A 12,457-nucleotide genomic window follows, 5' to 3' on the forward strand; every position below is an offset into this window, starting at 1 on the left:
GGTGGTTATTGAGAGAAGCTATCACGAGATACTACAGTTTCGTATATGCGCCAACGTCATAAGGCTTGCCAACCGGCTCCGCCGTGCGCGGCTCACGACGACGGGGCGTGCGATACCCCAACCCATGCGGGACGCACACAAAAGGGTACCGCCGGGGTGGTCGTCTCGTCTCCCGCCGACTCGGTCGGCTCTCGGCTGCCGCGCCGCGGTGTCAGCCCCACCGGTCTCCCTGTCATCCGTCCCCATCCCCGCCGCCGATGACAAGTCTTATTTGCCAGACAGGGGTACGAATGAGTGCGACAAGCCCGGATGGTGTAGTGGCCCATCATACGACCCTGTCACGGTCGTGACGCGGGTTCAAATCCCGCTCCGGGCGTCCCCCGTTTCGGGGCGCTGTCGCTTGTTTGCCCGGATGGTGTAGTGGCCCATCATACGACCCTGTCACGGTCGTGACGCGGGTTCAAATCCCGCTCCGGGCGTTTCTGTCGCCGCCAATCGACGAGCGAGGAGCAACGCGACGAGCGATTTCGGCGTCGACGAATCGTTTCAGAGGGATGTGAACCCGCTCAGTCGCGCGCGGCGGTCACCGAGTGAGCATATCTGCTCCGGGTTCACATCCTGTTCGAGCGCTTCCGCCGTTCGCAGTGCGAGGTGCGAGTCTCATCTGGGCGACCGCGTCCTATAGGCCCAGAAGCGACCGCGATTCCGCGACGATCGACTCCGTCTTTTCGTCGGGCTCGTCGTCGCCGCCGACGGGAGTCCGCCCGTCGTACGTCTCGTGGACCATCGAGACCCCTTCTGCCAGCGTGTCGAGGCCGTACCCGCCTTCGAGCACGTAGGCGTCGGCGGCCCCGACCTCGTCGGTGATCGACCGAACGCGGTCGGTCATCAGCGCGTACCCCTCGGAGGAGACGCGCATCCGCGAGATCGGGTCGTGGCGATGCGCGTCGAATCCGGCCGAGACGATCACGAGATCCGGATCGAACCGTTCGAGCGCCGGCGCGATCGCTTCGTCGATGGCGTAACAGTAGTCGGCGTCGCCGGCACCCGCGGCGAGCGGAAGGTTCACCGTCGTGGCGTCACCCTCTCCCTCGCCGGTCTCTTCGAGCGCTCCCGTGTCCGGGTAGAGCCCGTCTTCGTGTATCGACGCGTAGAGGACGTCCCCCCGATCGTAGAAGATGTCCTGTGTGCCGTTGCCGTGGTGAACGTCCCAGTCGAAGATGGCGACGCGGTCCGCGACGCCCTCATCGAGGACGGTCTGGGCCGCGACGGCGGCGTTGTTGAAAAAGCAAAATCCCATCGCGTCGTCGGTGACCGCGTGGTGTCCCGGCGGCCGGCCGATCGCGAACGGCGTGTTTCGGTCTCTCGCACCGTCGAGCGCCGTCTGCGCCGCCCACTGCGCCAGTCCGGCCGCGGTGAGCGCGGCGTCCCACGTTCCCTCGCTCGCGACGGTGTCGGGGTCCCAGCTCCCTCCGCCGTCCGCGAGGAACGCCTCGAGATCGTCGACGTACTCCTCGTCGTGAACGGCGACCACGTCCTCGCGGACGGCGGGCTCGGCGTCGACGTACTCGACCCCGTGTCGCTTCGTCAGTCCGCGGCGGATAGCGCAGAGCCGGTCCGGGTTCTCGGGGTGTCTCTCACCCGTGTCGTGTTCGAGACACCGCTCGCTGTAGCCGAACCGCATCTACTCGAACAGTGCGAAGTACGTCTCGATATCCTCGGCCTGTACAGTTCGCCGGTCGGCGTGGCGCGCGAGCGTGGCGGCCGCGCTCGCGACGTTGTCAGCGTAGTCCTCCAGGATGTCCGCCAACGCGATCCGCGCGTCGACGCCGACTCGATATCGCTCCTCGATCCGCAGCCGCGCGATTCGGTCGATGGGCGCGACCGGCAGCGTGAGATCTTCGCGGTCGATCACCTGTTCGACCCCGAAGTCCGACGCCATCAGCGTTTTTCGTCCGTCTTCGGTTGCTCGCTCGGCCGCATCGATCGCCAGATCCGCGCCGTGTGACTGGATCCGACGGGCCAACTCTTCGGCGGCATCCGCGCTGACGCGGAGTTCCCCCGCGTTCCGCCGGATGATGCCGTCGATCGGCGCGAACGGCAACTCGACACTCATACACACAGTCGCGTCCGTGGACGGTATAACGCTTTCCGTTACCGGTGTCTCCCGCGGTCGGCGTTGAACCGCTCCCATCGGCTCATCTCACCGACCGATCAGAACACGTCCTCACTTTGGATCGTCCCGTCTCGCTCCGTGCCGCGGACGGTGATCTCCTCGCCGAGCCGGAGATTCGCATCCGTCTCGATGCGTTTGGTCTGTTGGCCGTCGTCTACCACGACCGGATCCCCGGTCTGGACTACCGTCCCGGTGAATTCGACCTCGTCGCCGTCCCCGCGCTCTGCTGTCGCCGCCGCCGCACCGCCGTTGACGGCCGCACCGTCTGTAACGCTCCCTGTGTTCTCACCGGCGTCGCCCTCGTCGGCAGCGCCGCCGAACGCGTCGAGACCGGTTTCGTTTTCACCCGAACGGACGCCGCCGGCTTCCGACCCGCTCGACACACCGTCCGCCGTCGCGCTCGCGTCTCCGTCGAGCACGGCGACCGTTGACCGCCAGTTTGCCGACGCTTCGAGATCGTCTTGCCACCCGTCTTGGATCTCGACGTCGGTGAAGACGACGCGGTCGGCCAGATCGATGTCGCGGTCGGCCTTGTCGCCCCAGAGCGCGACGCGGATCTCGCCCGTCTCGTCTTTGATCCGGACGTTCCGGACCTGTCCCTCGCTGCCGTCGTCGCGGTCGAACGTCCGCGTCGGGTCCGTCTCGATGACCCCGCCGCCGATGTCGACGGTCTGTCCGATCTCCACGTCGGCGATGTCGACCGTCTCCGGGACGTACTCCACGTCCTCGTCGACGCGCTCGACGGTGCCGCGGTCGCCGACGTGTAGCTCCAAGTCCCCGTCGCGCTCGCGGACGTAGCCGTCGCCGACCTCGACGACCTCGCCGGCCGCGAACTCGTCTGCGAGGTCGGCTTTGCCGTCCCACAGGGTGACGCGCACGCGGCCGGTCTCGTCGCCGACGGTGAGATTGGCGACGCGCCCCTCGCTGCCGTCGTCGCGGTCGAACGTCCGGACCGCGTCCGTATCGAGCACCTGCCCGACGAGGTCGACGTCGGAGGCTCCGAGCGAGAGGTCCTCGACGTGGTAGGTGTCGAGCACCTGCACGTCGACCTCGGCGTCCTCGTCGGGCTCGACCTTGTCCGCGCTCACTTCGAGCCCGCTGTACCCCTCCTTCGGCCGGCCCATCACGCGGAGGACCTGCCCGACTTCGAGTTCGTCCTGCGCCGCCGCCGCCATGTCGTCCCAGAGCGCGACCCGGACCGACCCGGACGCGTCCGCCACGTCGATGTTACAGACGCGCCCCTCATCGGCCTCTTCGTCGTCGCGGTCGAACGTCCGGACGTCGCCGATAGATGTCACCTTCCCGAGGAATTTCACGTCGTTCATGCCGGGTTCGATGTCGGCTATCGTGTCGGCCTCCTCGTCGCGGAGTTCGTGGGCGATGAGCATCGCGGCGGTCTCATCGTCGGCGAGCCCGCCCATCTGCTCGACTTTGTCCTCGACGGCCGCCTCGAACTCCTCGAACTCGACGTCGGTGTCGAGATCCTCGTAGACGTCCTCTATCACTCCCATACGCGTACCTCCTCGGTTGTCGAGCCCGCCGATAAGCGTTGTCCTTGCCGGGGTCTCGCGGCCGAACCACTCCCCGGTCTCGGTCGCCTCCGCGGCGGCGTTCTCGCGGGTCGAACCTTCGTCATATCCGTTCGTGGTCCCCGCCGATACAAAAGGTGTGCAGTCCGGCTCGACGACTCGTGCCTGCCGGCTGCCGCACCGGTCTCCGCCTCGGACAGCGCGCCGACCCACGGCGCGTGCGACCGTTCGCCACAGGACACACGGACCGTAACCGTCTTAAGTTCCACCGCGGTACGTCGTATTGAGTCCTGGTAGGGTAGTGGACTATCCTCTTGGCTTGCGGAGCCAGGGACCGGAGTTCAAATCTCCGTCAGGACGTTCACTTTGCGGCTGTCTCACTTCGTTCGACAGCCGCTGCGTTCACGCCCTGACGTGCCCTGCGCTCGCTCGTTCGCGGCTTCGCCGCTCACCTTCGAGGGCTCCCTTCGGTCGCCCTCGCACCGCTCGCGCAGGACTCCGCGGAGATTTGAGCAGAAACGTCGCAGCTAGGAGCGAACGCAGTGAGCGACCGGATCGTCTTTGCGAGTTCAAATCTCCGTCAAGACGCTCACTTCATGCAGACGCTCCGCTCTGCGGACCGCCTGCTTCGCCGTTCACGTCTGACGTGCCCCACGCCTGTGTGTGTGGGCGCACGTCAGGCTGTTTTCAGGGACCAGTGTGTCCTACATGCTTCCTCGTAGGGCGTTCAGAAATCAGGCAGAGTGGGGTGGGCCACTCACCGAATGACCGTCACAGGCACTTGTGAACGGCGAGTGACCGACTCGGCGACGCTTCCCAACAGGACGCGAGTTGCTCCGCTCCGGCCGTGGCTTCCAATGACGACGTGGTCAATATCGTGGTCGTCGATGTATTCCACTATCGAGCGGTCAACATCTCCGACGACGTACTCCGTCTCAATGCTCACGCCGCGTTTGGCGACCCGTTCGCTCATCTCGGCGAGCAACTCTTCGGCAGTGTCCTCGTGACTCTCAACCACGTCGCTGTACGTGGCGGCCCCCTCGATGCCCATGGCGGCGCTAAATTCTGAAGGGTCGACGACGTGCAACGCCGTGATGCTGGCATCGGGATAGTTCTCGACTGCGAAGTCAAGGGCGTCGATCGCCGGATCCGAATCGTCTACCGGAACTAGGATGTGTTCCACCATGTGCGTCGATTGACTCCAATCTATCATATAAATTGGTTAACTTCTCAGCATTCGGGAATTGGTGGCTTGGATGCGACACACGCTCCGTCTCTTGTATGTGGCCCCTGACAGCGCGTGGTGAGAACGTGCGTGTGTCGTATCCTATGCCGCGCTAGACAGACCAATCGGCGAGCACCGCGGATCGCGTCTCTAATCGTGCGGGTGGAACCGGTTCATTGCTTTCCTGACTGCGTCAGCGTCGCCCACAAAGGTGACGTGGTCGCCGCGTTCGATCACGCGGTCGGCCGACGGGACGTGGTTTTCGCCGTCTCGGCTGACGACGGCGACGAACGCCCCGTCGGGGATCTCCGAGTTGAGGTCTCGGATCGTCTTGCCGGCGATGCCCCCGGCGGTCACGGCGACTTCCTGTACGTCGTGGTCGTCGCCGAGCTCGTTCATCCAGTGAGCCAGCGCCGGCCGCTCGATCTCGTCGTCGATCGCCACCGCCGTCGCTGTCGCCGAGTCGATCGGCGTCACGCCGACGCTCTCGAAGGCGTCGACGTTCGTCGGGTCGTTCACTCGGGCGTACACCGCGTCGACGCCGAACTTCGTCTTCGCGAGCTGACACGCGAGCAGGTTGATGTCGTCGTCTGCCGTCGTCGCGACGAACCGCTTCGCCTCGTCAACGCGCGCGCCGTGCAGCGTCTCCGCGTCGCTGCCGTCGCCCTCGTACACGGTGAACCCGTCCGCCCGCGTTCGTTTGAGTTCGTCACCGTCGCGTTCGACGATGACGACGTACTCGCCGCGATTCTCCAGTCGTGTGGCGAGCGCCCGGCCGACCCGACCGCCGCCGACGATTATGGTGCGCATTGGTGTCACTCCGAGAGTGTCGCCGATCTGTCGCGCGAGCCCGGCCTCGATCGCGACCGTCGCGAAGATGACGGCGAACACCGTCCCGACGAGCAGCTGTCCCGCCGCGAGGTTCCCCGCCAACTCCAACTCGATCGCGAACAGTGTGGCCACGCTCGCCGGGATGATTCCCCGAGGCCCGACGCTCGCGATGAACAGCCGCTCGGCCCGCGTGAACCGCTCGACGCCGGCGGTCGCGATGAACGCGCCCAGCGGACGGAGAACGAGCATGATGACGGCCACGAGCGCGACCGCGCCGAGGCCGAGGCTGCGGATCGCGGCCACGTCGATAAGCGCGGCCAGCGAGATGAAGACGAACGACAGCACGATGAGCGTCGTGTTCTGTGCGAACCGCTCTATCTCCTCGCGGTTGTCGATATCGAGGTTCCCGAGCAGCATCCCGCTCGTCGCCGCGGCCGCGATCCCGGCCTCGGCGGCGACGACTTCCGCGGCCGCGAAGGAGCCGACCGCCGCCGCCAACACGAGGAACTGCGAGGCCTGCACGTCCCGTTCGGGAACGAGATCGCTTTCCAAAAGCAGGTAGATGCTCGCCGTCGCCAGCACGCCCGCCGCCACGCCGACGCCGAACCGCTGGAGGAACGCGCCGATCGTCGCTTGGATTCCGAGGTCGTCGAGAAGCAGCGTCTCGAAGATCACCACTGCGACGATCGCGGCTGTCACGTCGTTGATTATTCCCTCCGTTTCGAGCGCCGTCGCGACGTGGTCTCTGACGCGGACGACGTCGAGGATCGGCGTGATGACTGTCGGCCCGGTCGCCACGAGCAACGCGCCGATGAGCAGTGCGATCTCCCAGCTCGCCCCCTCGAAGGTCCGGACCGCGACCGCCGTCCCGATGAACATCACGAGGGCGCTGACCGTCACGAGCCGGAGCGACACCGTCGACGCGCGGCGGATCCGGTCGAGTTCGAGGGCGAACGCGCCCTCGAAGACGATGACCGCGACGCTGAGCCCGACGATGATCTCCAAGCCGCTCCCGAACGTTTCGAGCGTCACGATCCCCAGTACCTCCGGTCCCAACACCACGCCGATGGCGAGATAGAAGATGACACTCGGAACCCGCAGGCGGTGCGCGAGCAGTTGCACCGCGAGCCCCGAGACCAGTATCGTCGCGATAACCGGCAGTAGGCTGCTCGACACGTCTACGTCGAATACGCTTTCCCGGTTAGGTGTACTGGTTGGGTACTTCCTCCTCCGAGACGATCCCGATCGTTGGGCTAGTCGGATATCGTCTCGCCGGCCGAACCGTCTCGCCGGTGTTGGTGTTTTCGCATAAAAACACACGTTCAGACGGTATATCCTCGGATCGGTGCTCGTCGTCCGAACGCGCGACGAGCCGAATCGCGGTGGTCCCGACGACGCGACCGCCGAGTCCGTGACCCGATCGATTAAAGTTCGCTTGTGCTAATCAGTCGCTAGTAGATGTACTCGACCCCACCGCGGGCGACGGCCGTGGACGCCGGACGCGGGCGTTGCCGGCGCGGCAGCGGACTCGGAGGTGCGGCGTGTCCGGCGTGACTCTCGTCGTCGTCGCCGGGACGACGGAGACGGCCGCGATCGACGGAATAAGCGCCGCGGGTGCCGATCCGGAGCTGCGGACGCACACGCCGAGCGCCGACCTCGAGATCGTCGCCGACGGTCGTCCCGCGCCCGACTCCCCCGTCCCGGTCAGCCCGTCGGGGTGTCCGACGCCCGCGGTCGTCACGCGGGCGGTGAGAGAGCGAGTCGGATTCGACGTCGTCGGCGTCGACGCCGGCCTCGAAGTTCCGACCGACGCGCCGGTCCGCGGCGTCGGAGCCGTCCCCGGCGGCGACGTGCGCGATCGCGAGCCGGTTCCGGACGCCGCCGCTGTCTTCGAGAACGCACGCGAGCTGGCCCCCGAGGTCGCTACCGGCGGGGACGGCGCGGGGGCGACCGACGAGCTCCTCGTCGCCGAGACGATCCCGGGCGGCACGACCACCGCGCTCGGCGTGTTGACCGCGCTCGGCGAGCGCCCCGTCGTCTCCTCGTCGCTCGCGGCCAACCCCCTCGAACGGAAGCGCGCAGCCGTCGAGGCGGGGCTCGCCGCGAGCGACCTCTCGTCCGGCGACGCCGCGGGCGACCCCCTCGACGCGGTGCGGCTAATGGGTGACCCGGTGCTCGCCGCCGCCGCGGGGCTCGTGGTCGGCGCGCTCGACGCCGGGCGAGACGTGACGCTCGCGGGCGGCACCCAGCTCGCCGCCGTCGCGGCGCTGGCGCGGCACGCTGGCGTCGACCGGCGGCTCCCGCTCGCGACGACGTCGTTCGTCGCTGACGATCCGACCGCCGACGTGGCGGGACTCGCCGCCGACCTCGAGTTGTCGCTCACCGCGACGGACCCCGAGTTCGGGTCGAGCGACCACCCCGCGATGGCGGCGTACGCCCGCGGCGAGGCGAAGGAGGGCGTCGGCATGGGCGGCGCGTTGGCGCTCGCCGACCGCGCGGGCGTCTCGACTGCGGCCGTGCGAGACCGCGTCGCGGCGATCACCGACCGGCTGCTGGCCGAGCGAGAAGCGGCGGACGCGGCCGGGGGCACGCGATGAGGGGCGTCGTCCTCGGCGGCGTCAGTTCGGGGGTGGGCAAGACCGTCGCCGCGCTCGCGGCGATCCGCGCGCTCTCCGCCGCCGGCCACGCGGTCCAGCCGGCGAAGGCGGGCCCGGACTTCATCGATCCGAGCCACCACGCGCAGGTGGCGGGCCGGCCCTCGCGCACGCTCGACCTGTGGCTGCAGGGGGAGGCGGGCCTCCGTCGGAACTACGCCCGCGGCGAGGGAGACATCTGCGTCGTCGAGGGCGTCATGGGACTGTACGACGGCGACAAATCGAGCACGGCCGCCGTCGCCGAGGCGCTCGACCTCCCGGTGGTGCTCGTCGTCGACGCGAGCGCCGGCATGGAGAGCGTCGCCGCGACCGCGCTCGGCTTTCGGACGTACGCGGAGCGCGCCGGCCGCGACGTCGACGTCGTCGGCGTGATCGCCCAGCGCGCCCACGGCGGCCGGCACGCCCGGGGGATTCGTGAGGCGCTCCCCGACGAGCTGACGTACTTCGGTCGGATCCCCCCCCGCGACGACCTGGAGATCCCGGAGCGGCACCTCGGGCTCCACATGGGCGAGGAGTCGCCGCTCTCCGAGGACGCGCTCGACGCGGCCGCCGCGGAGATTCGAACCGAGCGGCTCGTCGACGTCGCTCGGGAGCCGACGGTGCCGGCCGATTCGGGCGACGCGGACGCCACCCTTGAGGAGCCACCGACGGCCGCCGGCGACCGTCCGCGCGTCGCGCTCGCCCGCGATGAGGCCTTCCGGTTCGTCTACCCGGCCACCGTCGAACGGATGCGCGAGCACGCGACCGTCGTCCCCTTCGAACCCACCGCCGGCGACCCGCTTCCCCCCTGCGAGGGCGTCTACCTCCCCGGCGGCTACCCCGAGAATCACGCCGCGGCGCTGGCCGAGGGGCCGGCGCTCTCGGACGTCGCCGACGCGGCCGCGGACGGGACGCCTGTCCTCGGCGAGTGCGGCGGGCTGATGGCGCTCGCCGAGTCGCTGACCACCGTCGACGGCGACGCACACCAGATGGCGGGCGCGCTCCCGGCTGACGTGACGATGCGCGAGCGGTATCAGGCGCTCGACCACGTCGAACTGCGCGCGACCCGGGACGCGCCGACCGCCGCGTCGGGCGAGACGCGCCGCGGCCACGAGTTCCACTACTCGTCGGCCGAGGTCGCCGCCGATGCGCGGTTCGCCTTCGAGGTCGAGCGCGGAACCGGCGTCGACGGCGACCGCGACGGGCTGATCGAACATCGAACGCTCGGAACGTACTGTCACCTCCACCCCGAGGGCGGAGCGTTCGACGCGTTCCTCGACGGACTGTGACGATGTCCGCCGTCTCCGCGCTCGGTCTCGCGCTCGCCTCGTCCGGCCCCGCGCTCGCCTCGCCCCCTTCCGCTCTCCCGCTCGCTCCGGTTCGCTCCGGAGTCGCCTCCGCGATCGCCGCGCTCGGGCTCGCCGTCGCGGCCGACCTCGCGGTCGGCGAGCCTCCGACCCGTCTCCACCCTGTTGCGTGGTTCGGCTCGCTCGTCGGCCGAGTCGACCGCGAGTGGGGTCGGCCTCGCCTCGTCGGCGTCGCGGTCGCGGTCGCGTTCCCGCTCGCAGCCGCGGTCGCGCTCGGCGGTCTCGTCGCGGTCGCGGCGGAGTTCGGCCCGCGGACGGCCGGGAGTTCGGTCCTCGCTATCGTCGTCGCGGCCGGTATCCTCTCTGCGAGCGCGAGCCTCCGGATGCTGCTCGACGTCACGGCGGACGTGGTCGCCGCGACCGAGACGGACCCGGCGGCCGCCCGCGAGTCGGTCCGCGCGCTCGTCGGCCGGGACTTGGCAGCGCTCTCGCCCGCCCAGATCCGGAGCGCGGCCGTCGAGAGCGCGACGGAGAACCTCGCCGACGGGTTTGTCGCGCCCCTGTGGTGGTTCGCGGTCGGGACCACCCTCGGCGCGGTTCTCGACGCGCTTGCCGCGCCGGTCGGCACCGTCCCTTCGACCTCGCTTGCATCCTCGACCTCGCTTGCATCCTCGACCTCGCTTGCATCCTCGGCGTCGCTCGCGCTCCCGACCTCGCTGGTCCTTCCGCTCGGGGTCGCCGCCGCGGTCTGGATCAAGGGAGTGAACACGCTCGACTCCATGCTCGGCTACCGGACGAAGCCGATCGGCTGGGCGAGCGCGCGGCTCGACGATCTCGCCATGTACCTCCCCGCCCGCGCGAGCGCCGGGTGTCTCGCGGTCGCCGCGCTCGCGGTCGGCGGCACCCCTCTCCGCGACGTGCTCAGACGCGCCCGGTCGTGGGCGCGAGAGCCTGCCTCGCCGAACTCGGGGTGGCCGATGGCGGTCGGCGCGGCCGCCCTCGACGTGCGGCTCGAAAAGCCCGGGAACTACGCGCTGAATCCCGCCGTCGACCCACCGACCGCGGCCGACGGCGAGCGCGCGGTGCGGCTCGTCGGCGCGGCCGGCGGCGTCGCGGTCGCGGCGACGGCCGGGTGGCTGCTCGCGCTCGCGGGGGTGACGGCGTGGCTCTGACCGGCGCTCTCGCCGCCCTGCGAGACGCCGCCGCCGCGCTCCGAGGCGCGCTCGGCTTCCTCACCCGGATCCCGGTCGGCAGCGACGCCGCCGCGTGGGAGTCGTTCGCCCGGTCGCCGTGGAGCCTCCCGGCCGCCGGCTACCTCGTCGGCCCGCTCGTCGCCCTGCCGCTCCTCGCTCCCGTGCCCGCGCCGACGGCGGCGCTCGGGTTCGTCGCCGGTATCTACGCGCTGACGGGGATAACACACCTCGACGGGGTCGCGGACCTCGGCGACGCCGCGGTCGTCCACGGCGACGCCGACGCGCGCCGTGAGGTGTTGAACGACGCCGCGCTCGGCGTCGGCGGCACCGTCGCGCTCGCGCTCGTCGTCCTCGCGCTCGCGACCGCGGGACTGTCTCTGGCCCGGATCGCCGGGGCGTCTCCCCCGGCTCCGGTCGCCGGATCGTCGCCCGCCCCCTCGGCCGCCCCGGCCGCCGCGGTCGCGATCGTCGTCGTCGCCGAGGTGGGCGCGAAGGCCGCGACGGCGACGCTCGTCTGCGTCGGCGACGCCGCCCACGAGGGGCTCGGCTCGGCGCTCGCCGACGGGGCCACTTCTTCGGACGCGCTCGCCGTCCTCCTCGTCGCGACGCCCGCGGCGCTTCTCGCGCGGCCGGCCATCGGATCCGCTGCCCCGGTGCTCGCGGCTGCCGCGTTCGCCGCCGCGTTCGCGACCGCCGCCGCGTTCCGCCGGTGGAGCGCGCGGCGGCTCGGCGGGATCTCCGGCGACGTGCTGGGCGCGACGACCGAGCTGGCGCGTGTCGCCGCGTTACACGCGGGGGTGATCGCGTGGACGCGCTTCTGATGTGTGGCGGCCGCGGGACGCGTCTCGGCGGCGACGCGGAGAAGCCGCTTGTCACGGTCGCGGGGCGGCCGATGGTCGGCCGCGCGCTCGCGGCGCTGGCCGAGAGCCGGATCGAGCGGGTACACGCCGTCGTCTCGCCGCACGCGACCGCGACGCGGTCGCACCTCGCGGAGCGCACCGCGGCGCGCGGAGACTCGGATACCGACCTCCGGATCGTCGACGCTCCGGGCGACGGGTACGTCTCCGACCTCCGGTACGCGCTTGGCGTGGGCGACGCCGCCGACGCCGAGACGGCCGCCGACGCCGAGACGGCCGCCGATCCCCCAGTTCTCACCGTCGCCGCGGACCTTCCGCTCCTCGACGGCGAGGCGGTCGACCACGTTCTCGACGCCGCCGAATCGGCCGCATCGCCCTCGCTTACGGTCTGCGTGCCCGCGGCTCGAAAGCGCGACCTCGGGGTCAGCGCGGACGGCCCGTTCGAGGTCGAGGGACGCGCCGTTATCCCGGCGGGGATCAACGTCGTCGGCGGCGTTCGCGGCGTGGCTGGCGACGGTGCGGACGCGCCCGACGCGAGCGAGACCGACGTCGCGCCCGACGACAGCGCGGACGCGCCGGGCGACGAGTCCCTCGACGACGAGATCTATCTCACCGACGACCGTCGACTCGCCGTCAACGTCAACTACCCGTCGGACGTGCGGATCGCAGAGGCGCTCCTCGCGGAGGAGCCGACGACTCGCTGACA

Annotated in this window: 10 protein-coding genes and 3 tRNA genes; 8 read left to right on the plus strand and 5 right to left on the minus strand. The window is 70.0% G+C overall.

All coding sequences use genetic code 11. The features are described 5' to 3' along the window. The first annotated feature begins 303 nt into the window (after positions 1-303). A tRNA-Asp gene (locus EP28_RS10820) sits at positions 304-376 on the plus strand. A gap of 30 nt (positions 377-406) precedes the next feature. Beyond that, positions 407-479, plus strand: a tRNA-Asp gene (locus EP28_RS10825). A 200-nt stretch (positions 480-679) separates the two neighbouring features. Here EP28_RS10825 and EP28_RS10830 read toward each other — a convergent pair. The 3 genes from EP28_RS10830 to EP28_RS10840 all read right to left on the minus strand — a co-directional run bounded on the left by EP28_RS10830 (position 680) and on the right by EP28_RS10840 (position 3,687). After that, positions 680-1,684 (minus strand): histone deacetylase family protein, encoded by a 1,005-nt coding sequence (locus EP28_RS10830; RefSeq protein ID WP_049984048.1) that lies wholly within the window; start codon positions 1,682-1,684, stop codon positions 680-682. Continuing rightward, a complete protein-coding gene (locus tag EP28_RS10835; protein WP_049984049.1) occupies positions 1,685-2,116 on the minus strand; it encodes a histone in 432 nt (143 codons plus the stop codon). Between the two features lie 98 nt (positions 2,117-2,214). Then, positions 2,215-3,687, minus strand: coding sequence for a single-stranded DNA binding protein (locus EP28_RS10840; RefSeq protein ID WP_049984050.1), 1,473 nt, complete (start codon positions 3,685-3,687; stop codon positions 2,215-2,217). A 305-nt stretch (positions 3,688-3,992) separates the two neighbouring features. On the opposite strand from EP28_RS10840, the gene EP28_RS10845 reads away from it, so the two are divergent. Continuing rightward, positions 3,993-4,065 (plus strand) — tRNA-Arg (locus EP28_RS10845). A gap of 397 nt (positions 4,066-4,462) precedes the next feature. Here the strand turns inward: EP28_RS10845 and EP28_RS10850 are convergent. Together EP28_RS10850 and EP28_RS10855 are read right to left on the minus strand one after the other, a co-directional pair. Next, a complete protein-coding gene (locus EP28_RS10850; RefSeq protein WP_049984051.1) occupies positions 4,463-4,891 on the minus strand; it encodes a universal stress protein in 429 nt (142 codons plus the stop codon). 189 nt (positions 4,892-5,080) lie between these two features. Further along, positions 5,081-6,922, minus strand: a complete 1,842-nt coding sequence (locus tag EP28_RS10855) for a cation:proton antiporter domain-containing protein (RefSeq protein ID WP_049984074.1) — start codon at positions 6,920-6,922, stop codon at positions 5,081-5,083. A 380-nt stretch (positions 6,923-7,302) separates the two neighbouring features. Between EP28_RS10855 and EP28_RS10860 the strand changes: the two genes are divergently transcribed. The 5 genes from EP28_RS10860 to EP28_RS10880 are packed head-to-tail and all read left to right on the plus strand — an operon-like array spanning position 7,303 to position 12,455. Then, positions 7,303-8,358 (plus strand): nicotinate-nucleotide--dimethylbenzimidazole phosphoribosyltransferase, encoded by a 1,056-nt coding sequence (locus EP28_RS10860; protein ID WP_049984052.1) that lies wholly within the window; start codon positions 7,303-7,305, stop codon positions 8,356-8,358. Next, positions 8,355-9,683, plus strand: coding sequence for a cobyrinic acid a,c-diamide synthase (locus EP28_RS10865; RefSeq protein ID WP_049984053.1), 1,329 nt, complete (start codon positions 8,355-8,357; stop codon positions 9,681-9,683). Before EP28_RS10860 ends, EP28_RS10865 begins: the two co-directional genes overlap by 4 nt. A 2-nt stretch (positions 9,684-9,685) precedes the next feature. Further along, positions 9,686-10,873: a CobD/CbiB family cobalamin biosynthesis protein gene (locus tag EP28_RS10870; RefSeq protein ID WP_080506138.1), complete on the plus strand. Its 1,188-nt coding sequence runs from the start codon at positions 9,686-9,688 to the stop codon at positions 10,871-10,873. Then, entirely contained in the window at positions 10,864-11,715 is an 852-nt protein-coding gene (locus EP28_RS10875; RefSeq protein ID WP_230455339.1) for an adenosylcobinamide-GDP ribazoletransferase, read from the plus strand. Before EP28_RS10870 ends, EP28_RS10875 begins: the two co-directional genes overlap by 10 nt. Continuing rightward, complete coding sequence (locus EP28_RS10880) at positions 11,700-12,455, plus strand: NTP transferase domain-containing protein (protein ID WP_230455341.1); 756 nt, start codon at positions 11,700-11,702, stop codon at positions 12,453-12,455. Before EP28_RS10875 ends, EP28_RS10880 begins: the two co-directional genes overlap by 16 nt. Positions 12,456-12,457 lie beyond the last annotated feature (2 nt).

Source organism: Halorubrum sp. BV1, assembly GCF_000746205.1.
Lineage (GTDB): Archaea > Halobacteriota > Halobacteria > Halobacteriales > Haloferacaceae > Halorubrum.